At 66.3% G+C, this 22,025-nt stretch carries 22 protein-coding genes and 1 pseudogene; 4 read left to right on the top strand and 19 right to left on the bottom strand.

The annotated features are described in order from the left end of the window. Positions 1-1,143, top strand: coding sequence for an acyl-CoA dehydrogenase family protein (locus DYE23_RS28405; protein WP_115328750.1), 1,143 nt, complete (start codon positions 1-3; stop codon positions 1,141-1,143). Positions 1,144-1,276: 133 nt separating this feature from the next. Beyond that, positions 1,277-2,089, top strand: coding sequence for an alpha/beta fold hydrolase (locus DYE23_RS28395; RefSeq protein WP_115329150.1), 813 nt, complete (start codon positions 1,277-1,279; stop codon positions 2,087-2,089). Between the two features lie 232 nt (positions 2,090-2,321). Here the strand turns inward: DYE23_RS28395 and DYE23_RS28385 are convergent. The 4 genes and pseudogenes from DYE23_RS28385 to DYE23_RS28370 form a co-directional block, all read right to left on the bottom strand. After that, a pseudogene (locus tag DYE23_RS28385) lies at positions 2,322-2,708 on the bottom strand (enoyl-CoA hydratase-related protein); the annotation flags it as partial. Positions 2,709-2,868: 160 nt separating this feature from the next. Then, positions 2,869-4,509: an FAD-dependent oxidoreductase gene (locus DYE23_RS28380; RefSeq protein WP_115328748.1), complete on the bottom strand. Its 1,641-nt coding sequence runs from the start codon at positions 4,507-4,509 to the stop codon at positions 2,869-2,871. Positions 4,510-4,529: 20 nt separating this feature from the next. Continuing rightward, positions 4,530-5,693: an acyl-CoA dehydrogenase family protein gene (locus tag DYE23_RS28375; protein WP_115328747.1), complete on the bottom strand. Its 1,164-nt coding sequence runs from the start codon at positions 5,691-5,693 to the stop codon at positions 4,530-4,532. A gap of 181 nt (positions 5,694-5,874) precedes the next feature. After that, complete coding sequence (locus tag DYE23_RS28370) at positions 5,875-6,546, bottom strand: TetR/AcrR family transcriptional regulator (protein WP_115328746.1); 672 nt, start codon at positions 6,544-6,546, stop codon at positions 5,875-5,877. 226 nt (positions 6,547-6,772) lie between these two features. Between DYE23_RS28370 and DYE23_RS28365 the strand changes: the two genes are divergently transcribed. After that, positions 6,773-8,002: a CaiB/BaiF CoA transferase family protein gene (locus DYE23_RS28365; protein ID WP_115328745.1), complete on the top strand. Its 1,230-nt coding sequence runs from the start codon at positions 6,773-6,775 to the stop codon at positions 8,000-8,002. Between the two features lie 29 nt (positions 8,003-8,031). On the opposite strand, the gene DYE23_RS28360 is transcribed toward DYE23_RS28365, so the two are convergent. The 15 genes from DYE23_RS28360 to DYE23_RS28290 form a co-directional block, all read right to left on the bottom strand. After that, positions 8,032-8,238: a hypothetical protein gene (locus DYE23_RS28360; RefSeq protein WP_115328744.1), complete on the bottom strand. Its 207-nt coding sequence runs from the start codon at positions 8,236-8,238 to the stop codon at positions 8,032-8,034. Between the two features lie 125 nt (positions 8,239-8,363). Beyond that, complete coding sequence (locus DYE23_RS28355) at positions 8,364-9,086, bottom strand: enoyl-CoA hydratase/isomerase family protein (RefSeq protein WP_235660524.1); 723 nt, start codon at positions 9,084-9,086, stop codon at positions 8,364-8,366. Further along, on the bottom strand, positions 9,083-9,901 hold the full coding sequence (locus tag DYE23_RS28350; RefSeq protein ID WP_115328743.1) for a thioesterase family protein: 819 nt from the start codon (positions 9,899-9,901) through the stop codon (positions 9,083-9,085). The genes DYE23_RS28355 and DYE23_RS28350 overlap by 4 nt, the downstream gene beginning before the upstream one ends. Before the next feature lie 7 nt (positions 9,902-9,908). Then, positions 9,909-10,646 carry an alpha/beta fold hydrolase gene (locus DYE23_RS28345; protein WP_115328742.1) on the bottom strand — a complete coding sequence of 246 codons (738 nt, stop codon included), beginning with the start codon at positions 10,644-10,646 and terminating at the stop codon, positions 9,909-9,911. A 13-nt stretch (positions 10,647-10,659) separates the two neighbouring features. Further along, positions 10,660-11,556, bottom strand: coding sequence for an LLM class F420-dependent oxidoreductase (locus DYE23_RS28340; protein WP_172527957.1), 897 nt, complete (start codon positions 11,554-11,556; stop codon positions 10,660-10,662). Between the two features lie 53 nt (positions 11,557-11,609). After that, positions 11,610-12,776: an acyl-CoA dehydrogenase family protein gene (locus tag DYE23_RS28335; protein ID WP_115328740.1), complete on the bottom strand. Its 1,167-nt coding sequence runs from the start codon at positions 12,774-12,776 to the stop codon at positions 11,610-11,612. Beyond that, complete coding sequence (locus tag DYE23_RS28330; RefSeq protein ID WP_115328739.1) at positions 12,776-13,366, bottom strand: flavin reductase family protein; 591 nt, start codon at positions 13,364-13,366, stop codon at positions 12,776-12,778. The genes DYE23_RS28335 and DYE23_RS28330 overlap by 1 nt, the downstream gene beginning before the upstream one ends. A gap of 21 nt (positions 13,367-13,387) precedes the next feature. After that, positions 13,388-14,878 carry an aldehyde dehydrogenase gene (locus tag DYE23_RS28325; protein ID WP_115328738.1) on the bottom strand — a complete coding sequence of 497 codons (1,491 nt, stop codon included), beginning with the start codon at positions 14,876-14,878 and terminating at the stop codon, positions 13,388-13,390. A 10-nt stretch (positions 14,879-14,888) separates the two neighbouring features. After that, positions 14,889-15,674 carry an enoyl-CoA hydratase/isomerase family protein gene (locus DYE23_RS28320; protein ID WP_115328737.1) on the bottom strand — a complete coding sequence of 262 codons (786 nt, stop codon included), beginning with the start codon at positions 15,672-15,674 and terminating at the stop codon, positions 14,889-14,891. Then, positions 15,671-17,245 carry a class I adenylate-forming enzyme family protein gene (locus tag DYE23_RS28315; protein ID WP_172527861.1) on the bottom strand — a complete coding sequence of 525 codons (1,575 nt, stop codon included), beginning with the start codon at positions 17,243-17,245 and terminating at the stop codon, positions 15,671-15,673. The genes DYE23_RS28320 and DYE23_RS28315 overlap by 4 nt, the downstream gene beginning before the upstream one ends. Beyond that, positions 17,245-17,757 carry an aromatic-ring-hydroxylating dioxygenase subunit beta gene (locus DYE23_RS28310; protein WP_115328735.1) on the bottom strand — a complete coding sequence of 171 codons (513 nt, stop codon included), beginning with the start codon at positions 17,755-17,757 and terminating at the stop codon, positions 17,245-17,247. The genes DYE23_RS28315 and DYE23_RS28310 overlap by 1 nt, the downstream gene beginning before the upstream one ends. Position 17,758: 1 nt before the next feature. Continuing rightward, on the bottom strand, positions 17,759-19,048 hold the full coding sequence (locus DYE23_RS28305; RefSeq protein ID WP_172527860.1) for an aromatic ring-hydroxylating oxygenase subunit alpha: 1,290 nt from the start codon (positions 19,046-19,048) through the stop codon (positions 17,759-17,761). Then, the gene (locus DYE23_RS28300) at positions 19,045-19,494 is read right to left on the bottom strand and encodes a Zn-ribbon domain-containing OB-fold protein (RefSeq protein ID WP_069412422.1); all 450 of its coding nucleotides are present in this window, start codon (positions 19,492-19,494) and stop codon (positions 19,045-19,047) included. Before DYE23_RS28300 ends, DYE23_RS28305 begins: the two co-directional genes overlap by 4 nt. After that, the gene (locus DYE23_RS28295) at positions 19,491-20,609 is read right to left on the bottom strand and encodes a thiolase family protein (RefSeq protein ID WP_115329148.1); all 1,119 of its coding nucleotides are present in this window, start codon (positions 20,607-20,609) and stop codon (positions 19,491-19,493) included. Before DYE23_RS28295 ends, DYE23_RS28300 begins: the two co-directional genes overlap by 4 nt. Before the next feature lie 32 nt (positions 20,610-20,641). Then, entirely contained in the window at positions 20,642-20,887 is a 246-nt protein-coding gene (locus DYE23_RS28290) for a hypothetical protein (protein WP_098002342.1), read from the bottom strand. A 197-nt stretch (positions 20,888-21,084) separates the two neighbouring features. Between DYE23_RS28290 and DYE23_RS28285 the strand changes: the two genes are divergently transcribed. After that, a complete protein-coding gene (locus DYE23_RS28285) occupies positions 21,085-22,017 on the top strand; it encodes an alpha/beta fold hydrolase (protein ID WP_115328734.1) in 933 nt (310 codons plus the stop codon). Positions 22,018-22,025: the final 8 nt, after the last annotated feature.

Genomic DNA, 22,025 nt, shown 5'->3' with positions numbered 1-22,025 from the left:
ATGAAGCGATTGGTCCTGGAAGCCGACCACGAGGTCTTCCGCGATACGGTTCGGCAGTTCATCGAGCAGGAGCTAGTGCCCAACGCCGAGCGGTGGGAAGCTGACCGGCTGGTGGACCGGTCGGCGTGGGTTGCCGCGGGCAAGTACGGATTGATCGGGTTCAACATGCCCGAAGAGTACGGCGGTGGTGGCGTCGACGACTTCAGGTTCAATGCCGTCATCGACGAGGAGATCGCCCGCTACGGTGGACCGGCACCTGCGCTGAGCCTGCAGAACGATGTAGTCGGCCCGTACTTCTCGTCGTTGAGCAACGACGAGCAGAAGAAGCGCTGGCTCCCCGGCATCATAAGCGGCGAACTGATCGTTGCCGTCGCCATGACAGAACCCGGAGCCGGCAGCGACCTGGCGGGCATCCGCACCTCCGCGGTGCGCGACGGAGACGACTGGATTGTCAACGGTTCCAAGACGTTCATCTCCTCCGGCATCAACTGCGACCTGGTCGTCACGGTGTGCCGCACCGATCCCGAGGCGGGGCACAAGGGCTTCACTCTGCTGGTGATCGAGGACGGCATGGAGGGCTTCACCCGCGGCCGCAAGCTCGAGAAGATGGGTCTGCATTACCAGGACACCGCGGAACTGCACTTCGACAATGTCCGGGTGCCGTCGGCCAATCTGCTCGGCAAGGAGGGGGGCGGCTTCTATCACCTGATGCACAACCTGCCGTCCGAGCGGCTGTCGATCGCCATCTCGGCCATCGCGGGAGCCCGTGAAACCTGGCGCCAGACGCTGCAGTACGCCAAGGACCGGAGGGCCTTCGGGCAGCCGATCGGCAGCTTCCAGCACAACCGATTCCTGTTGGCCGAGATGGACACCGAACTCGAGATCGGGGAGCAGTACATCGACCGGTGCCTGCAGGCCGTCGTCGACGGTGACTTGACCGCGGTCGAGGCGTCGAAGGCGAAATGGTGGTGCACCGAGACGGCTAAGAAAGTCATCGACGGCTGCGTGCAGTTGCACGGCGGCTACGGCTACATGACGGAGTACCGGGTCGCACGCGACTACATGGACAACCGGATTATGACGATCTTCGGCGGTACGACCGAGATCATGAAGGACATCATCGGCCGCGACCTCGGACTATGACCGGCTCGCTCTGATCGACACTGCCGACCTCCGGGAGGGCGTTCGCGCCTTCCGGGAGCGGCGACCACCGGAATTCCACGGGCGCTGAGAGACGGGAGCGGGAATGACCATAGAGCGAGCGCGTGTCGATGGACTGGACGTCGAGTATGCGGATACCGGGAGCGGGCCGACTGTCCTGTTCGTGCACGGCGTCTACGTGACGGGCGCGGTGTGGAACGACGTTGTGGCCGAGCTCGGTGACGGGTTACGCTGCATCACCCCGACGTGGCCGCTGGGTGCGCACAGCGCGTCGACCGCCGGCGCCGACCTCGGAGCCGAGGCGGCTGCCCGCCGCATCGTGCACTTCATGGAGGCGCTCGACCTGACTGACGTCACCCTCGTCGCCAACGACACCGGCGGCGGCCTCGTGCTGGCCGCGCTAGGCGACACCACCCTGGACACGTCCCGCATCGCTCGACTGGTGTTGACCAATTGCGATAGCTACGAACACTTTCCGCCGGGATCGTTCGCGCAGATCGTGAAGCTGTGCCGGTTCAGTTCTGCACTGGGCGGAGCAGTCGTGCGACTGTTGGCCACTGGACCGGGACGGGCCTTCTTCCTCAAGGTCGTCTGCCACACCCGGCCAGCGAAGGACCGCCAGCGTGAGGTGTTCGGAGCATTCGCCACTAGCGCGGCCGCCCGCCGCGACGCCGTCACGGTCACCGCATCGCTGGATCCGGCGCTGACGCTCCGTGCCGCATCGGCGATCGAGGCCTTCGAGAAGCCCGTCACCCTGCCGTGGGGCACCGATGACGACCTCTTCCCGCTCGCCCACGCCGCGCGCCTGCGCGACGCATTCCCGAACGCCACTCTGATCGAGATCCCGGACTGCTCGGCGTTCGTCATGCTCGATGCGCCGGGCGTGCTCGCCGATGCGATCCGCACCAACTCGACGGGGAGTCCGTGATGACCACCGTTCCGGAGCAGACCGCCGGAACTTTCGCGGCACGCTCACCGACGCGGCGTTCGAGCGATCTCGCCTCCGCCTGGGGGTGCTCCGTCCCCAGCAGAACAAGCCGCACGACTACGAAGTCACGTGGGATAGGTCGCGCCACTTCGCATTCGGATACGGCGACCACCGTCGGCATCTATGCGAATACGCCACCCGCTTCAACGGACATGTCATCGGCGATCAACAGGATCGCCGAAAACTGTTGGAGGAGGGCAACACAACGCGAGCCGAGTTCGACGTCAGCGGCCAGCGCAAGGTTGAGCCTGGCCCCGACCGCGGCCTCGTTGACCGCCGCAATGGTGGGCAGGGAGCAGTTGGCGAGAGCCATGAATCCGTCGTAGAGCTCCGGCAGTCCCTCCTCTGCTGCTTCGCCGAGCGCGCTGAGGTCGGCACCGGCACAGAAGGCCTTGCCCGCGCCGGTGACGACGACGGCGTGGACGGTCTCGTCGGCCTCGGCGCGTTCCACCGCCGAGCGCAACTGCGCCGACATGGCGTCGGTGACCGCGCTTCTCCGGTCCGGGTCGTTGACGGTGATCAGTGCGACACCGTCGTTCGCTCGGTAGAGAACGAGTTCGACATCAGTCTTTGGGACCTCAGGCGCTCGGCGACGAGGGGCAGCGGGGTCGCCGACTGATCGGAGTCAGTAGGTGCCGAATTATGCGATGACCTACAACGTGTTCAATGGCTTGAATATGACCCGAGCCAACGGTCTGGCATTCCGCAGGAGGTCGACCTCAAGCCCTTGCACTGGCGACCAGCTCGGCGACGTCGACGAACTTCACCCGTGGCCGTGACTGCTCGGCCCCACGCCGCCGCTCGGCCGCGTCGATGGCCTTCCAACCGCTCCAGGCTATGGGGCTCGACCCGCGTTCGGCGAGCAATTGGAGTACGGCGTTGCGATCGGCGACACGTCGCGAGAGATGGCCGGCTGCGTAGTCGTCGAGGAGTGCAGCCACAGTCTCTTCTGCACATGTGCGGTTGGTGCCGATGACGCCCCGCGGACCCCGCTTGATCCATCCCGTCACGTACACCCCGGTCAAGGGCTGACCGTCATCGTCGATGACCCTACCGTGATCGTTCGGCGTGACGCCCTTGGTTGCGTCGTAAGGCAATCCGTCGATCGGCGATCCGTGATATCCGATGGACCGCAGGATCAGAGAGGTCTCGATCAGTTCGGTGCCGTTGGAGGGATCGCCGGTCACCAACGCGCCTGTCTCGTCGACGCTGTTGGACACGATGCGCAGGCTTTCGGCGCGGTCGGAACCGACGACCTCCGAGGGCGAGGCCAGGAAGCGGAAGACGATGCGCTTGTTTTCGGGCGTGGTCGGCTTGTCGGCGTACTCGCGGGCGAGTCGAAGTTTGAGTTCGGTCTCGACGTCGTCGGTCGAGCTCGCCGTCAGCTCGTCGTCGGTGATCACCACGTCCACCCCGGACAGATGGCCGAGGGCGAGGAACTCACCGGCGGAGAACGCGGCATCACGGGGTCCGCGCCGCCCGAGGATGACCACCTCGCGGATCTGACTGTGCGACAGCGCATCCAGTGCATGTGCTGCGATATCGGTCTTCGCGAGCTGCGTGTTGTCCAGGAGCAGCACCCTGGCTGCGTCGAGCGCGACGTTGCCGTTGCCGATGATGACCGCTCGCTCGCCGGACAGGTCGAACTTGTGATGCGCGTGGTCCGGATGGCCGTTGTACCACCCGACGAAGTCCACCGCGGAGTGGTTTCCCGGCAAGTCCTCGCCGGGAATGCCGAGATCCCGGCTGCGGGAAGCGCCGACCGCGTAGACGACCGCGTGGTGGTGAGCGAGCAGATCGTCATGAGTCACGTCGGCGCCGACCTCGACGTTGAGGTGACAGCGTAAGCGCTTGTTTCCCAGGGCGTGCTCGAAGACCTGGGCGACCGCCTTGGTGTGTTGGTGGTCAGGGGCCACGCCCGCACGGATCAAGCCGAAGGGCGTGGGGAGCCGCTCGAAGAGATCGACCTCGACACCGTCGACCTCCATCAGAGCGGTCGCGGCGTAGCACGCGGCAGGCCCGGCGCCGACGATCGCGACCCGGAGAGTCCCCGGCCGGACCTGGTCGCCACGGCGGGGCTGCGCAGGTGCACTGGGTTCCAAGGGGTGACGCTCGAAGTATGCCGCGTTGATGTCGCGGAAGCGTTCGAGTTCCGGCGGCAGGTCCTCATCGTAGTGGATCGCGTCGACCGGGCATTCCTCCAGGCAGGCACCGCAGTCGATGCACGCCTCCGGATCGATGTAGAGCATTTCGGCGCCGGTGAATTGACCGGCGGCGCCAACCGGACGAATGCAGTCGACCGGGCACACTGGCACGCAACTGGCATCCTTGCAACAGTTCTGAGTGATCACGTACGCCACGGCGCGTCTCCTATCGCGTTTCAGATGCCGCCGCGGGCGACCAGTTGGGCGGCGATGACGTTGCGCTGAATCTCGTTGGTGCCCTCTCCGACGATCATCAGTGGTGCATCCCTGAAGTAGCGTTCGACGTCGTACTCCGTGGAGTAGCCGTAGCCCCCGTGGATCCGGACGGCGTTCAACGCGATCTCCATCGCCACCTCCGAGGCAAAGAGTTTCGCCATGCCCGCTTCCATGTCCGCCCGCTCGCCGCTGTCGTAGCGTCGGGCGGCGTACAGGGTGAGTTGCCGCGCCGCTGTGAGTTTGGTGGCCATGTCCGCGAGATAGTTGCCGATCGCCTGATGCTTCCAGATCGGCTTGCCGAAGCTCTCCCGCTCCTGGGCGTAGCGCAGCCCGTCGGCCAGCGCCGCTGTTGCCACTCCCAATGCGCGCGACGCCACCTGAATGCGGCCCGTCTCAAGGCCTTTCATCATCTGTGCGAAACCTTGGCCCACCACTCCGCCGAGGATCGCCGAAGCCGGCACGCGACAGTCGTCGAATGACAGTTCGCAGGATTCGACGCCCTTGTAGCCCAGCTTGGGTAGATCCCGCGACACCGTCAGACCCCGGCCGGGTTCCACCAGAATCACCGAAATGCCTTGATGACGAGGTGTGGCACTGGGGTCGGTCTTACACAGGAGCGCGATCAGTCCGGAGCGTCGCGCATTGCTGATCCACGTCTTGGCGCCGTTGATCACGAGTTCCTCGCCGTCCCGGTCCGCTGCGAGCGCGGTGGTCGTCATGTTCTGCAGGTCCGAGCCACCGCCCGGTTCGGTCAGCGCCATGGTGGCGCGCAACTCGCCCGTTGCCATCGTGGGCAGATACTTCTGCTTCTGCTCCTCGGTACCGAACAGCGTGAGCAGCTTGGCGACCACGGTGTGCCCGCCCATCGCGCCTGCCAGGCTCATCCAGCCGCGCGCCAGTTCCTGCGTCACCTCGACGTAGCAGGGCATCGAGACGGGCGTGCCGCCGTACTCCTCGGGAACGGCGAGACCGAAGATGCCGATGCGCTTCATCTGATCGATCCACGCCTCGGGATACTCGTTCGCGTGCTCCACCTCGCGCACCGTCGGTCGGACGTCGCGGTCGACGAAGGCGCGCACTGTTTCGACGAGCATCGTCTCTTCTTCGGTCAGATCCGTACTCATGTGGCACTCCTACAGCCGAGTCGGCTGCTCGTCAATGTCTGTCACCGCAGATTCTGGCATGTGTGTCACTTTCAGGCAATCGGCTTCTGTGTCCCTACGTTCTGACAATAGTCAGCTTTGACTGTCCGCTGATGTGAGTCGAGATGGTCAGTGGGATGCGATTCTGACAATCGTGTCTACTTCAGGTCGGACAGTTCGCCCTGTCTAGGGGCGTTCCGATTCGTCGCGGTGCGAGGCAGGCGGGGACGAATGCTCGAATCAGGCCGGCGTCGCCTCCGTCCTCGCTTCTGCCGGGTTCGGCGGCGAGGCTGAATGCAATGCGGGTCACCCAGTGGGCCATGGTCTCGGCAGTGAGATCGTCGCGGACCTCACCCGCCGCGATGGCTATTTGGAGGCGGCCGCCGAGTGCCTTCGCAAGACGGTCGCTCCAGACTTCGGAGCCCTCGGCGGCCCGAAACGTTCGTCCGAGGTCGTCGGCACCGATCAGTAGCGACATTGTGGGCGAGTCCCGTGCGGCCCGCAGTCCGATCAACATCGCATTGCACAGTTGATCCAGAAAAGGTTCATCCGTCTGCCAACAGGATTCTGAAGCCTCGAGCACTGCGCTGATCGCCCGCACGAAGGATGCGGCCACGAGCGCGTCTTTCGTGGGGAAGTAGTCGTACACCGTTCGACGATGCACGCCGGCCCGCTTGGCGATGTCGCTCATCCGGGTGCGGCCGGGCCCGAAGTCGACAAAACAGGCCTCCGCCGCGTCCAGCAGTCGCTCCCTGGCCTGCTCCTCGCCAACCGGCGCATCGGCGCCCCAGGACGCGACTCGGCCCGAACTCGCGCGCGTTGACACGCCTGCCATCTTCGCAAACCCCCTCGATGAACAACCTTGACTCGGACCACATTAGCTCTTAATCTGTGCCCCAGACCACAAAATCTCAAATATGTGGTCCGAGGTGAGCCGCCTGTCGGCGAGGGTTGCGTAAAAACACGAATGCGTGACATTGCTTACCTAGTAATCTATGTAGGCCTTGCGACTTGATCGAGGTCCGGGAGATACCGGACCGCGTGGGGACGGATGTGGGTAGATGCGTAAACCGATGACCGGCGTGCGGGTGCTGGAGGTCGCGCAGTTCACGTTCGTGCCGTCCGCCGGCGCGGTGCTCGCCGACTGGGGTGCGGACGTCATCAAGGTCGAGAACCCGGTGACCGGGGATGCGCAGCGGGGACTGGTCACGGTCGCAGGCCGCTCCGCCACCGCCACCGGCGTTTCGTTCTCGCCGATGGTGGAGGCGCCCAACCGCGGTAAGCGCAGCGTCGGATTGTCGTTGGCGCTCAATCAATCGCGTCCGGTGTTCGAGGAACTCGTCCGGCGCAGCGACGTGTTTCTGACCAACCACCTACCACAAGCGCGCGCGAAACTGCGAATCGATCTCGACGAGATCCGTCGGATCAATCCGTCGATCATCTACGTCGCGGGTAGCGGGTTCGGGAGCGAGGGGCCCGATCGTGACAACGGCGCATACGATTCCACGGCGTTCTGGGCACGCGCAGGTAATGCCGACGGTGTCACAGCGGCCGAATCCGAGGTCCCCGTGGGCATGCCCGCGGGCGCGTTCGGCGACAACATCGGCGGCATCACCATCGCGGGTGCGGTGGCAGCGGCGCTGTACGGGAGGCAGGCGACGGGCGAGACCTCGGTCGTCGACGTATCGCTTCTGGCGGTGGGGGCGTGGGCCAATCAGTCCAACGTGAACCTGGCCATGTTGTACGGCTGTCCGCTGCCCAAGATCGACCACCGTACTCAGGCGCTGGGCAACCCACTCACCGGCGCCTACCGATGCTCCGACGGCCGGTTCATCCAGTTGTCGATGCTGCAGCCCACCCGCTACTGGGCTCCGCTGTGCCGGTTGTTGGGCCTGCGGAAGGCGGCCGACGACGAACGGTTCGAGACGTCGGAGTCCTTGGCTGCCAATGCCGATGAGGCCACCGCTCTACTGGCCGACGCGATCGGCGCGCGCACCTTCGACGACTGCACGAGGTTGTTGGATCTGCTCGGCGGGCAGTGGGCGCCGGTGCAGGACGCCTGGGAGGTCGCCAACGACGAGTCGATGCTCGCCAACGGGCGGATCGCAGCCGTCGAAGACGCGCAGGGCAATAGGCAACGGCTGGTTGCCAATCCTGTGAAGTTCGACGACGCGTCCGCCGAACTCATCCGCGCACCCTTGTTCGCCGAGCACACCGATGAGGTGCTGCGGGAACTCGGCATGGAAGACTTCGACCTCATCGATCTGAAGATCGAAGGTGCCATTACCTGATCGACGGCGGATCGCCGAGTTAGCAAGGCTCAGATCGCGATCACGCGAACGAGGCCTTCGAGTCCACTGAAGGACGGCGGCGCAGATTCCGCTCGCCACCAACCGTTCGAAAACGTCGCGCCCGCGGTCGATTTCGACGTCCAGGCAGATACCGCGCTTGTTGCGGTTGTGAACTCGAAGAGGTAGTCGTAGCCGTCGCGACTGGCCACCATGCCGCGACCGATGACGGTCCGCATCGGATCGCGGTGGTGGACCGTTCGATCTTGACCACATCGGCTCCGAAGTCCGCCAGTGCGGCTGCGGCCGAGGGTCGCGCCCGTGCGCATCGGCTACATCGTGGTGGACGGGCCGTTCTTCCGAGCTATCGGACCGAGCAGCCGCAGCAGTTCGGTGGCCGCACCGCGTTCGCGTCGCAGCGCGGCGCGAACGGATTCGGTGCGGTCGTGCAGGAGTAGGCGCTTGGCCGCCCTGGTCGCCGCGGCGCGTGCGCGGCGATCTCGTGTGCTCGCTCACTCGCCCTCCGGTGCAGGGTGTCTGGCGAACAGGACTGCGCGGCCAACCCCCAGTCCACGGCCTCGCTTGCCTCGAGCCATCGGGACGTGAGGACGAGCTCCGCGGCGCGCTGCGCTCCGACCACCTGGGGGAGCAGCCAACTGCTTCCGGCTTCCGGTGCGGTCCCGAGTTGGGTGAACGGTGCGCGCAACCGTGCGCCATCGGCGACGAGCACCACGTCGCAATGCAGCAGCAGTGTGAAGCCGATGCCGACGGCGACACCGTGGACCGCGGCAACCAGCGGCTTCGGGAACGCAAGCAGGTTCTCGAGCAGTGTGTCGAACGCAGCACCGAACTCGGCCGGTCCGTCGTCACCGTCAGACAACGCGCTCAGGTCCACGCCGCTGCAGAACGCCCGGCCGGCCCCCGTCAGCAGGACGACGGCGACGTCATCGGCCGCGGCCGCGTCATCGAGCATCGATGCGAGCAGTTGGTAGGACGATGCGGTGAAGGCGTTGAGCCGATCCGGCCGATTCAACGTCAGCGTGCGGACCTTGCCGTCGTCACGTTGCTCGATGGCCGGGGCTGTCACGGCGACGCCGTGGACGCCGGCGGTGTGAAGCCCGGATTCACCAACGCTGTTGCCACCCCGCTGCCGATGGGTCCCGTTTCGTCGAACAGCGTCGCTACACCGGTGGCGACCCCGGCATCGCCGTAGTGCGTCACCGCCGCGAGTCCGATCCAGACGCCTTCGGGCAGCCGACTTAGCGTCACGGTGTAGTCGGCGTTGATGAACTGCAACCCCGCAGTACCCCAATGCGTCAGCGAACTGGTGATGTCTGCGGCCATGACGGCGCGAGTGAAAGGAGACAGCGGCTCGTCGTCCACGAGCAGTTTCGTCTCCCGCGCCCAGGCGAACTTCTGTCCGTCGTGACACCACTCGGTGACACCGACGCCGGGGCTGCCCGCGACCGGATCGCGTCCGTACGACTGGAGCAGCATGGGTAGCCCACCGGCGACTTGGTCGTGTTCGGCCGGGATCGCGGGCATCGCGACCGGGGTCGTCCACACCGTGTCCTCGGTGTGCTCGCTGCGGCGAAGGAACAGTCCGCTCGCCCGTGCCACCAGGACGTCGTTCTGCGTCATGAACGCGTCCACCAGTCGGAGGCGTCGGCCGTCCCGCACAACCGTTGTCTGCATCTGCACCGGTTGCAGGGCCACCGGCCTGAGCAGGTCGACCGTCAACCGCGCCGGTTGCAGCTCGACGTCGTCGACATCTCGTTCGACCGCACGGCCGAGTAACCCGCCGATGTAGTTGCCTGAGAGAGAGGGGCCCCATGGACCTCGCCCCAAAGAGGTTGGCACGTAACTGTTGCCGTCCTTGACGAAGAAGCTGGTCTCGGTCACGTGGCCCTCACTGTCTCTGTCGGCATCGCTCGAGGAGGATATCCGCCAATTGCTCCGGGTGGCTGAACATCACGTCGTGGCAGGCGTCGATGGGAATGACGTCCTGCACCCCGCCGAGCGCTGCGATGCTCGCCTGCTGTGACTTCTTCGAGAGGGCCCTGTCCCGCGTGGTCAGTACCCAGGTTCTCGGCACGTCCTCGGGAAAATCGCTGCGATCCACCGGTTGGGCCGGGATGCGGGCGGATTCGCGATACAGCTTTGACAGGGTCAGCCGACGCTGCTCCTTTGTCATGCCGTTGCAGAACGCATATTGCGCGGCTGCGCGGGGCACCTTGAACGGTCGGCCGCCCCGAGCAGCCCATCGCGCGAAGATCGCCAAGGGTCCGCCCAACGTATCCACGATGGCCTCCCCTTGTCTGGGGACGAACGCGCTGACCAGCACCATCTCCCGCACCCGTGCAGCACCGAGTTTCGCGACGACGCCCGGCACGGTCACGCCGGCCATCGAGTGGCCGACGATCACGATGTCGCCGAGCCCTTCGCGGTCGATGTCGGCCACCACCGAATCCACCCATTCACCGATCGTCGCGGTCGCGAGGTCTCCCGGCGTGCGGCCCCGACCGGGGAGATCCACTGCGAGGACGCGCAGACCCGGTGTCCGACGGTGTAATTCGTCGATCACGAGGTCCCAGCAGTCGCCGGCGTGCTCGCCGCCGTGGACGAGTACGAGGTCGGGCAGGGCCATGCTGGCCTCCGTTTCAGCGGTGGACCAGCTGGGACGCCAGCAGGTCGATGTCGGTGCGGAAGTCGCTGAAGCTTCTGCTCGCCGGCTCGATGGTGATCCACGTGACGCCGGCTTCGGCGTATGCGTCCAGCCGCGGTCGCAGCGCCTCGCAGAAAGCGGTGCAGTCGCCGCTGGCGAGCAGGTCGGCTTCGAAGGGTACGAACGCGACGTCGGCGGCCTCGCGGCCGAGCTCACCGCGCCGCTTGTTGACGGTCGCGATCCAGTCGGCCAGCGTCTCGATGTCCTCGAGCGGCCTCGCGCGCGTGATGGCGGCCATTTCACCGGACGCCGCCATCGGCATCCAGCCGTCGGCGACCTCGACGACGCGGCGCTGCGCGGCGGCACCGTTCCCGCCGATCCAGATCGGCGGGCCGCCGTCGGTCAGGGGCGGCGGCAGGGCCACGTGACCGCTGACGCCGAACTCCGGACCGGTGTGGTCGACACCGGCCCACGTCGCCTTCCAGGCGGCGATCGCCTCGTCGAGAAGAGCGCCGCGGCGGTCGAAATCGGCTCCAAGCGCGCCGAATTCGGCCTTCAGATACCCGGCTCCGGTGCCGAGGGTGAAACGGCCGCCGGAGAGCAGGTCGAAGCTCGCGGCCGCCTTGGCTGTGAGGTACGGGCTGCGGTAGCCGGACACCAGGATGTAGGTCATCAACCGGATCCGGGTGGTTGCGGCCGCGGCGAAGCTCAGCGACACGAACGGGTCGAAGGCGTGATGGCCGCCGTTCGCCAGCCACTCCCGGTCGGGGTAGGGGTGCTCGGACATCGCGAAGGCGTCGAAGCCGGCATCCTCTGCCAGGCGTGCGACATCGCCCAAGGACGCACCTTCGCACCAACGATTCCAGTGCTTGACTGCCCGCATCGGGAACATCAGGTTGTAGCGCACATGACTCCTCTGCCACCCGGAACCAGATAACTGTATAACTATCTTAAGAGCGACCGGGCGACGACTTCGCGCTGGACTTCGGTGGCACCCTCGCCGAGCCGCTTGACCCTCAGATCGCGGAACCACCGCTCCAGCGGCAGTTCGGTGGAGATGCCCAGTGCGCCGTGAATCTGGATGCAGCGGTCGAGCACTCGGTAGGCGGCCTCGGTGCCGTACATCTTGGCCACCGATGCGTCGACCCGGACGTTGCGGCCCAGGTCGGCATTCCAGGCCGCCTGGTACATCAGCAGTCGCGCGGCGCGTAAATCGACCTCGCTGTCGACGAGCATCCACTGGACACCCTGCTTGTCGGCCAGTCGTCCGCCGAACACGTCTCGGTCCCGCGCCCACTGGCAGGTCATGTCCAACGCAGCCTGCGCGATGCCGATCGGACCGGCGGCGTACACGATGCGCCCGTGCACGAGGAAGTCGCTGGCCAGTCTGAAGCCTTGCCCCTCAACGCCGATCAACTGGGCGGCGTCGAGCCGTACGTCGTCGAAGTGCAATTCGTAGGGCGCGAACGACGCCATCACCGGAATGCGGCTGAACGTGACGCCAGGAGTGTCCTTCTCGAGGATGAACGCCGAGATGCCTTGGCGGCCTTCTCCGGTGCGAGCGTAGACCACGCCCCAGTCAGCGTTCGGCGCGTGCGATATCCACATCTTCGAGCCGTTGAGCACGTAAGCCCCGTCTCTGTCGCGGACCGCCTTCAGCTTGATCGCCCGCGCGGGATCCGATCCACCGGACGCTTCGGTGATCGCGGTGTACGCCTTGGACATGGTGCCCTCGACGATGGGCTTGGCGTACTTCTCGAACTGCTCGGGCGAGGCCTTGAACATGATGTTGGGCGGGTTGCCCCCGAAGGCGCCGAGCGCGGGGAAGAACGCCCCCATTCGGCATTTCGCCGATTCCTCGGCGACCACCACCTGGCCGAGCACGCTGAGGCCTGCGCCGCCGTACTCGGCTGGTGTCTGCAGCGCCCACAGCCCGAGTGCCCTGGCCTTGGCCTGCAACTCGACGAGCTGCTCGCGCGGCAGCCCGACAGTGTCGTGGTCGAGCTTCTCCTCGAGCGGACGCACGTGCGAGTCCATGAACCGCCGCACGGTGTCCCGCAGCATCACCAGTTCCTCCGGCAACTCCCAAGCGCCGGTGGAGTCTTCGGACATCAGACCCGTGCTGCGGCAGCCGCCCGCAGGTCGCGCGCGCTCTGCAGCTGCGGCTCGTGGTTCGCCTCGTACTGTTCGATCCACTCATGCGGCAACTTGCCCCACGCCTCGCCGATGCGCAGCCGCTGTGCGGAGCTGAACACCTCGGCCGCGACGACGTCGCCGACGAAGATGGTGTTCTCGTCGTTGTCGAGTGACCCGGTGATCCGGCACTCCACGTAGCTGTGGGCGTCAAGCAGGATCGGGGCGCCGGTGACGCCGGGCTTGGTGCGCAGCTTGGCGATCTTGTCACCGTCACGGCCGGAGCTGCCGCCCAGAGTCATCATGATGTCCATCGACGCGTCGATCTCGTCGGGCCCCGCGGACAGCATGTGCATGACGAAGATGCCGGAGTTCACCAGCATGTCGTGGGTCTTGTTGTACTTCGTCAGGCTGATGGTGGCGCGGGGCAGCTCGGGCACGATGCTGGCCGAGCCCGCCGACAACGACATCAGGCCGTTGGCGAAGCCGCCGTCGATCGTGGTGACCGCGACCGGAAACGGGCGCAGTCCGTTGAGCACCGCGTTAGCGGCGTTGGTGTCGACTGTCATCTTCTCTCCCTTGTATTGGAATCAGCCGAGCGTGAACGGATCGCGGGTGGCTCCGGAGAGCTCCACCCACACCGCCTTGGTCTCGGTGAAGTCCTTCACGGCGTCGATGCCGTTCTCCCGGCCGATACCGCTGTAGCCAATGCCACCGAACGGAACGTGAGGTGCGACAACGCGGTAGGCGTTGATCCATACGGTGCCTGCCCGTAGTTCGGCGGCCACCCTGTGCGCGCGGTGAATGTCTTTGGTCCACACGCCTGCGGCCAATCCGAACTCTGTGTCGTTCGCGGTGGCGATGGCCTCATCCTCGTCGGCGAAGGTCATCACCGCGAGCACGGGCCCGAAGACCTCTTCGGCGACGGCGCGCATCGAGCGATCGACGCCGGTCAGCACCGTAGGCTTCACGAAGAAGCCGCCGAGCTCGCCGGCGGCTTCGCCGCCGTAGGCTACCGTCGCGCCCTCTGCGCGGGCAGAGGCGAAGTGCGACAGCACCTTCTCGTACTGCGGCTGGTTGGACACCGGGCCCATCTCGGTCGCCGGATCCTTCGGGTCTCCCAGCTTGATCGTGGCCGCACGCGCGACGATCTTCTCGACCAGCGCATCGGCGACGCTCTCGTGAACGAGCAAGCGGGAGCCTGCCAGGCAGGTCTGGCCGGTGGCGGCGAAGACGCCCGCGATGACGCCGTTGGCCGCCGCGTCGAGGTCGGCATCGTCGAACACCACCTGCGCCGACTTGCCGCCCAGTTCCAACGTGAAGCGGGCCATGTGCTCGATCGCGGCCTTGCCGACGTGGATGCCGGTGGCGGTGGACCCGGTGAAGGCGACCTTATCGATGCCGGGATGCGACGCCAGGGCGGCGCCGGTCTCGGGACCCCAGCCGGTGACGACGTTGATCACGCCCGGCGGAAAGCCCGCCTCGGCGAACAGTTTTGCGAACGCGAGGGTCGACGTGGGCGTGTGGTCACTCGGCTTGACCACGAATGTGCATCCGGCGGCCAGGCCTGCGGCGAGCTTCCACGTCAACAGCAGTAGCGGCGAGTTCCACGGGGTGATCGCGCCGACGACGCCTACCGGCTCGTGGCGGGTGTAGACCAGGAAGTTCGGCTTGTCGACCGGCACGACCTCGCCCTGCAGCTTGTCCGCCAGCCCGGCGTAGTAGAAGTAGTAGTCCGGTAGCGCCTTCATCTGGCCGACCATCTCGCGGGTCAGCTTGCCCCCGTCGCGGACCTCCAACTCGGCCAGGTGCTCCGCCTCGCGCGCGATGACCTCGCCGAGCCGCCACAGCAGCTTGCCACGCGCGGTCGCGGTGAGCTCGCCCCACGGGCCGTCCAGTGCGGCGCGGGCGGCGGCCACGGCGCGGTCGACGTCGTCGGCACCGCCGTCGGGCACCCGCGCCCAGGGGCGCCCGGTGAACGGGTCGACGCTGTCGTACGTGGAACCGGAAGCAGCAGTCACTGTTTCGCCGCCGATCAGCAAGTCGAACTCGACCAGCCGCTCAGTTGTGGTGTCGGTCATGGCGTGCTCCTCATCGAGTGCGCGGCTTCTTCTTGTTGGCGCGAGAATCCGTGCGACCGGCACCGGCGTTACCCAGATCGGTGTAGAACTTCCCGTGTTGCGCCGCGACAGTGGGCGTCAGGTCGCGAGCCTCCCACATCGCGCGGACTGTGCCTTGGATACCCGCGGGGCGTCGCGCGGCGATCTCCGCCGCCAGTTCCGCAGCCCGGGAGCGCAACTGATCATCGGGCACCACCTCGGTGACCAGTCCGATCCGCAGCGCCGTGTGCGCGGACATCCGCTCCTCGCTGCCCAGCAGAGCCCAGCGCATGACCTCGCCGTAGGGCACACCGAGGGCCAGCATGCCCATGGGCTCGAGTGCTGAGACGATGCCCGCGTTGGCATGCGGGTCGAAGAACGTGGCGGTCTCGCTGCAGATGGAGAAGTCGCACTCGTTGACGAAGTACATCGCCCCGCCCGCGACGATGCCGTGCAGGGCCGCAATCACCGGCTTCCACACCCGGTGCGCCTTCGGGCCGAGCACCTCGCCGGGGTCTTCCTGATTGAAGATCGTCTTGTGCGTCCACCACGTGCCCTCGGACACGTCGAGGCCGGTGCAGAAGGCCCGGTCGCCGTTGGCTTGCAACACGGCAACGCGGATGTCGTCGTCGTCCCGGACCCTGGCCCACACCGCGGCCAGCTCGTCCGCCATCTGTTCGGTGAAGCTGTTCATCCGTTTGGGCCTGTTCAGCGCAATGGTGGCTACATGGTCGGCGACACTGAATTCGATGGTGGCAAGGTCGGTCTGTTCGGTCACGGGCGCCCCTCGGTGGATCCGGTCGGTACCGAAATCTTCGCATCCGCATCGCCTACCTGGTTTACCTGGTTAGCTATCTCGCGCTTGAGGATCTTGCCCGCTGGACCCAGCGGGAACTCGCGCCAGAACACGAACCGGCGGGGTTGCTTGTATCCGGCCAACTCGGCGCGGCACAGTACGGCCAGTTCGGCGGCCAATGCGTCGTTGTCGTTGACGGCGGCCTTGGGTATCACCGCCGCCACCGGCGTCTCGCCCCAGTCCGCATCGGGCACGCCGACGACGGCGACCATGTCAACACCCGAGTGCTGTGCGATGACCCGCTCGATCTCAGCGGGGTAGACGTTGAAGCCACCGGAGATGATGAGGTCGGTGCGCCGGCCGGTGATGTGGAGGTAGCCGTCGGCGTCGAGGAAGCCCAGGTCGCCGGTGCGGAGACCATCCGGCCGGAAGGTCTCGGCCGTCTGCTCGGGCAGTTTCCAATAGCCGACGGCGTTGGCCGGGCTGACGATGACGAGTTCGCCGACCTCGCCGATCGGGGCGTCGCTCCCGTCGGGGTTGATGACGCGGATCGCGCACATCGGGGTCTCTCGACCGCAGGACGTACCGATCGACGTCCGGCCCGCGACGATGTCGCGGTGATCCTGCGGCGTGAGAATCGTGGCCTGCCCGCCACATTCGGTGAGCCCGTACCGCTGCTGCAGATCGCAGCCGAGCAGGTCCATGGCCTTGCGGGCCAGGCCTGGCGGCACTGGTGCCGAGCCGTACGAGATCCGCCGCAGGCTCGACATGTCCCGCGGTGGGCCGTTCTCGAGGATTGCCAGCGTACGGTGCAGCATCGTGGGGATGAACGTGGTGAAGGTGATTGCGCTGCGTTCGATCTCGTCGATCACCGCCTGCGGGTCGAACCGTTGATGGATGACCATCGTCTGGCCGAGGTAAAGCCACGACACCGTGCGCACCATCCCCCCGGCCGTGAAGAACGGGGTGGTCGCCAGCATGACGTCCGACCGGTTGGCCTCGGTCACCAAATTGGTGTCGGCCGCCTGATACAGCAGACTTCGGTGGGTGTGCATCACACCCTTGGCGCGACCGGTGGTGCCGCTGGTGTAAAGGATCACCGCGACGTCGTCGGGGTTGACAGCGAGGCGCGGTGGCTCGGGATCGGCTGCCCACAAGGCGGTTTCGTATTCCGGGCCGATGGTGAGGACTACAGGTAGGTTGGCCAGTTCGCCGGTGAACTTGTCCAGGTGGTCGGCGTGCACGATCACCGCACGGGCACCGCAGTCGTCGCGGACGTGAGCGACCTCGTCGGGCGCGAGCCGGATGTTCACCGGCACAGCGATCAGTCCGGCCTTGGCCAACCCGAACGAGATCTCGGGCCATTCGATGCAGTTGCGGGCGATGACCATCACCCGGTCTCTGGGTTCCAGCCCCTGTCCGGCCAGGTAGCCGGCCAGGCGCCGAGCTCGTTCGTCGACCTGGGTCCAGGTGTGCACCCGGTCGGCGTCGACGAGGGCGCGCTTGTCCGGGTAGCGACGTGCGTTGTTGGTGGCGATGTCTCCGATGAGCATCAGATCAGGAATGCCAGGGTGTCGACCGGACCGCCCGCGTCAATCAGGTTTACGATCTTGCGGACGAGTCGCGGGCCCTCCGCCGTCCGACAAATGGTGTGGCTCACCCGACCGGCCCAGAAGCGTTGCCGGATACGGTATTCGAACAATGCGAAGTTGGACTCGATGGTGACCAGACCGTCAATGTCCTCGACCACTTCGCTGTTGGAGACCACGCGCCGCATTACCGACGGCGGGGTCTGAGAGTGCCGGTTACCCGTGTTCAACTGAGCCACCCGACTCTTGATTCGCCGCCGATTGTCGTTGATGTAGGCCAGCGAGGTCCGCGGGTCGTCGTCGGGATGCATGGGCACGCGGTACACGACCGTGTCGTCGTCAGCCCAGAGCGCCTCCCACTCCGAGTAGCGGCCCTCGTCGGCCAACCGCGCCTCCAGGTACAGGAACGAGAGGATCTCGGCGTCCGGCAACGGCCGCGGCACAGGACGCATCTGTGACTCGGTGTCAAGGGTCATTTCACGCCCTCCCGCCGACCACGGCTGCCCACTGCGAGTAGAACCCGCGCTGCGGTGTCTCAGCGCTCTTGTCCCGGTTGATGATTCCGGTGTCGTCGGTGATGTCATGCTCTACACCGCGTGCCAGCACCAGCCACTCGGGTAACTCGGCGGCGAGGCCGGCCTGGTTGCGCATGCCGATTTCGCCGTCGTCGGCGATCAGGAACCCCGCCGGACCCATCGCCCCTTCAGAGCGCCTCAGCGTGCGTTCGTTCAGTGCGTCCTGGCCCGGGATCAACACGGCCGTGGTGTAGGCGACGGTGCGGTCGGGGGCCTGCGGCTCGACGAACATGACGTTCATCTCGGCCAGGAACAGATTGGGCCAGATCAGGGTGTGCGGGGGGCCCACCACCAGAGCGTCGTGCGCCTGCTCGGGTCCGTATGCCTGCTCCAGTGCGTCGACGTAACCGCCGAGCTTCGCCCGCGGGATTCGGCCGTACCAGATGAATTCCTCGTCCAGCTTGCGGTATTCGTCGGTGTAATCGATCTCGGAGTGTCCGTCGCCGAGGTCGCGGACCAGGACGTCGACCTTCGTCGGGACGTGGGACACCTTGGCCGGCTTGATCGCGTCATATACCGAGGCGTGCGTGAACAGCGCGTGGTAACCGTCGACGTTGTTCTCCACAACCATCTTCCAGTTGGCGTGGTGCAGATGCTTCATCCAGCCGGCCCGTAGGTCGATTTCGCGGGTGGGGGACAGGTTGAGCAGTCGGTCGATGGCGCTCGTCGCCTTGCCGAGGTGTTCGCGCAGGGAGACGCCGTCGGGCGCCAGCGACGCGAAGACGAAGCCGCCGTAACTGTCGACCCGGGGCGCCTGCGCCAGGCCCAGTTCGGAGCGCACCTGGTTGAAGGCCTCGCCGTAGCCCTCTCGCATCGGAACACCTTGTAGCGCACCGGTATTGGTAAAGGTCCAGCCGTGGTAGGGGCAGCGGAACGAGTTGGCATTGCCTTTCTCGGCGTTGCACAACTTGTTGGCGCGGTGTGTGCAGCGGTTGAGCGCCACGCGCACCACGCCGTCCTTGCCGCGCACCACCACGACTGGCTCGTGGCCGATGAGCCGGGTGAGGTAGTCGCCAGGCTCGCTTACTTCGCTTTCGTGCGCGACGTAGACCCAGCCGGTCTTGAAGATGGTCGCCATTTCGCGGCGAAAGATCTCGGCCGAGGTGTAGACCGACCCGTGCACCCGGTCATCACGGACGACGCTATTGACATCGAAATCGTCGGTGGCAGGGGCTGATTCGAGTGTTGTCACTCGTCCTCCAAGGTGTCGATGGCTGGGATTGCGACGCCGCCGAGGCGGCGGAAGCCGATGCGCACTGTTCCGCCGATGGCCGGCACGCCGTCCGCGGGCTGCGCGGACGTCATCAGCAAGCGGTGTCCGCTGGCCAGTTCGACGTCGACGATGGGGTAGGGGGCCTGCGCATGGACCAGCCCGGGTTCGCGTCGGTGCATCAGAGTTGCGGCGTGGACGGTCCCGCGTAGTTCGACTGTGCGCCAGTCGGGTTCGGTGCCCCCGCAGTAGTCGCAGACTTCCTGGTCGAGTTCCAGTGGATTCTCGCACGCCGCGCAGAACGGCAGTGCCAGCTCGTGCCGTTCCGCCGCCCGGTACAGCGGCGCCAGGACATCGAGCTCAGCATCGGGTGCCAGTGCTGGATCCAGCAACCAGTCCTCGAGCAGCCGCTTGTCCACGGTGGTCACGCCACACGCTCCAACACCAGCGCAGCATGGTGGTCAAGCCGACCTCCGATGCCGCCGACCAAGGCCACGGTGGCGTCGGGAACCTGACGATCCCGGCCCGCGCCGCGGAGCTGGATCACGGCCTCGGCCAGGGGCGTCATGCCTTGCAGGTAGAACCCGGACAGTTGGCCGCCGCCGGTGTTGGTCGGCAGCGTGCCGCCCGGTCCGGTGTGACCCTCGCTCACGAAGGCGCCCACCGGGACGTCACCGGTGAGCCGGTATTCCTCGAGCAGCACCAGCGTGACGATGGAGAACGGGTCATAGAGCTCGGCGACATCGAGGTCCGAGCGTGTCATGCCGGCCTGTTCCAACGCGTCGTCCACCGCTCTCGCCCCGCCGCCGAACCACGATTCGGCGCCTGCGCGTCGGCGTCGGACCGGATGCTCCCGGCCGGTGCCGAGCACCCGCAGTCGGGTATCGCCGATCGAGGCCGAACCGGTGAGCACCACGGCGACCGCCCCGTTCACCGGCCGCGCACAGTCCAACAACCGCAGTGGTTCGGCGATCATCGGGCTGGCGTTGTAGCCGGCATCGTCGAGCGGTTCGCGGTTTACAGCGTCGGGATTGCCGCGCGCCCACGCTCGCGCGGTGACGGCCACCGCGCGTAATGCGTCGGCATCGGTTTCGGTGACGTGCAGCCACCGCTGGGCCAGCAGCGCGTACGTCGGCACCGATCCGAGCAGTCCTGAGGCCCGCTCCAACCCGCGGACCCCGACGTTGCCGCCGCTGTGCGCGTACGACGAGCCCGCGCCGCGACCCGCAACCAGCGGCGCGTCGGCGAACACGCACACCACGGTCGTCGCCTCGCCGGTGGTGATCGCGTGGCGCGCGCGCTGGATCATGGCAATCGTGGTGGCGCCCTTGATCTCGACGTGTTCGAGGAGGCGTAGGTCCGAGAAGCCGCCTCGTGCGGCGAAGCCGACGCCCAGTCGGTCCGGCCGCACGCCCTGCGACGAGCCGACCAGGAGGCCGTCGATGTCTGCGCGCCCGAGTCCGGCGTCGGCCAGCGCGATGCCAGTTGCCTCGGCGGCCAGTTCGAGCGGTGTGGCACCCGGCCTCAGCGACATCGCCGTCATGCCCAGTCCGACCAGGTCGACGTCGGGCGTGCTCACGAACGCTTCCCGGGTCGACGTTCTCCGCGGTAGTTGCCCACTCGCAGCCAGTCCTCGCGGTCCTCGGGGGTGGCCTCGGTGAAGCTCGCCAACTCCAGCGGGCAAAGGAAGACGTGTTCGCCACTCTCGAGGTCTTCGACAAGCAGGCGGGGGCCGTTGCCGCTGACGTCCAACGACAAACGCACCGCTGCGAACTCGTTGGCGAGTTCGGCGAGGACGCGGCGTCCGGCCGGGGTGTTCACTCGCTCAGTTCTACCGCATACAACTGTCAGAAGCAATGGAAGTATGTGCAATGGCCGTACGCGCCGAGGACGTCGGCTGGGTGGTGTGAGTTGTTGTCTACATGCGAACATATCGTCTGTGCGACGATGGTCAGACAAGCGCCATGACGCCAGCAGTAGATGACAGTGATGTCAGATAGCGAAACTGAGAAGGTGAGATGAGCCAAGCGCCAGTACCTGCCACCACCGCCCCGGCGGCTGTCGGGGCCGTTGTGGACACCGACGACTACCGCAGCATCTGGATGTACCTGAAGGAATTGGACTTCCGTCAGGGCTTCGTCGAGATCTCGGTCAACGGCGCGGCCGTGAGTACGCGATACGCCGAGGCCGGCAGCCCGGACAAGCCGCACCTCATCCTGCTGCACGGCACCGGCGGGCACTGGGAGACGTTCGCCCCGAATCTGGCTGCGTTGAGCGAGCACTTCCACTGCGTGGCCATCGACATGGTGGGCAACGGGTTCTCGGACAAGCCGGACTACGACTACGAGATCGCGATCTATGTCGAGCACGTGCTGGGGGTGATGGACCACTTCGGGATGACGTCGGCCCACTTAGTCGCCATGTCGCTCGGTGCCTTCGTCGCATCCGCGATTGCGGTCGGGCATCCCGACCGGGTGGACAGGGTGGTCCTGATGTCGCCGGCCGGGCGGGAGGCGTCGGCGGCGAACATGGCGCGTATCCGCGCGGAGCGCACCAAGGCGGTAAATGAGCCGACATGGGAGTCGTTACATGCCGTATTCGCCCATCTGATCGCCGACGAGGGCAACCGGCTGCCCGATCTGATCGGGCTGCGCCAGGCGGTTTACCGGCGCGAAGACACCCGCAGCACCATCGACCGGCTGCTGATCCTGCAGGACGAGAAGGTGCGCGAGCGCAACCTGATTCCCGACGACGGGTGGCGCGGCATCACTGCCCCCGTGATGATCGTGGCGTCGGGCAAGGATCACGGCGTGTACCAGGACACCGCGCGTACGATCGCGGGCTTGATCCCGAACTCCGAGGTCTTCGAGATGGCGTCGGTGCGGCACTGGCCGCACTTCGAGGACCCCGAGTCGTTCAACGCGGCGGCTGTGGATTTTCTGACTCGATGATGAGCGCC

The organism is Mycolicibacterium gilvum (assembly GCF_900454025.1).
Taxonomy (GTDB): domain Bacteria; phylum Actinomycetota; class Actinomycetes; order Mycobacteriales; family Mycobacteriaceae; genus Mycobacterium; species Mycobacterium gilvum.
The sequence above is the reverse complement of the archived record's forward strand: the minus strand, read 5'-3'. Positions and strand labels throughout refer to the sequence as shown.

Excerpts from the sequence above, each read along its gene's own strand:
- DYE23_RS28335 (WP_115328740.1), bottom strand. The coding sequence starts at position 12,776 with ATGTCCGAAGACTCCACCGGCGCTTGGGAGTTGCCGGAGGAACTGGTG.
- DYE23_RS28375 (WP_115328747.1), bottom strand. The coding sequence starts at position 5,693 with ATGAGTACGGATCTGACCGAAGAAGAGACGATGCTCGTCGAAACAGTG.
- DYE23_RS28345 (WP_115328742.1), bottom strand. The coding sequence starts at position 10,646 with ATGGCCCTGCCCGACCTCGTACTCGTCCACGGCGGCGAGCACGCCGGC.
- DYE23_RS28360 (WP_115328744.1), bottom strand. The coding sequence starts at position 8,238 with ATGCGGACCGTCATCGGTCGCGGCATGGTGGCCAGTCGCGACGGCTAC.
- DYE23_RS28315 (WP_172527861.1), bottom strand. The coding sequence starts at position 17,245 with ATGCTCATCGGAGACATCGCCACCAACAACGCACGTCGCTACCCGGAC.
- DYE23_RS28285 (WP_115328734.1), top strand. The coding sequence starts at position 21,085 with ATGAGCCAAGCGCCAGTACCTGCCACCACCGCCCCGGCGGCTGTCGGG.
- DYE23_RS28405 (WP_115328750.1), top strand. The coding sequence starts at position 1 with ATGAAGCGATTGGTCCTGGAAGCCGACCACGAGGTCTTCCGCGATACG.
- DYE23_RS28340 (WP_172527957.1), bottom strand. The coding sequence starts at position 11,556 with ATGTTCCCGATGCGGGCAGTCAAGCACTGGAATCGTTGGTGCGAAGGT.
- DYE23_RS28365 (WP_115328745.1), top strand. The coding sequence starts at position 6,773 with ATGCGTAAACCGATGACCGGCGTGCGGGTGCTGGAGGTCGCGCAGTTC.
- DYE23_RS28370 (WP_115328746.1), bottom strand. The coding sequence starts at position 6,546 with ATGGCAGGCGTGTCAACGCGCGCGAGTTCGGGCCGAGTCGCGTCCTGG.
- DYE23_RS28295 (WP_115329148.1), bottom strand. The coding sequence starts at position 20,609 with ATGACGGCGATGTCGCTGAGGCCGGGTGCCACACCGCTCGAACTGGCC.
- DYE23_RS28330 (WP_115328739.1), bottom strand. The coding sequence starts at position 13,366 with ATGACAGTCGACACCAACGCCGCTAACGCGGTGCTCAACGGACTGCGC.
- DYE23_RS28325 (WP_115328738.1), bottom strand. The coding sequence starts at position 14,878 with ATGACCGACACCACAACTGAGCGGCTGGTCGAGTTCGACTTGCTGATC.
- DYE23_RS28310 (WP_115328735.1), bottom strand. The coding sequence starts at position 17,757 with ATGACCCTTGACACCGAGTCACAGATGCGTCCTGTGCCGCGGCCGTTG.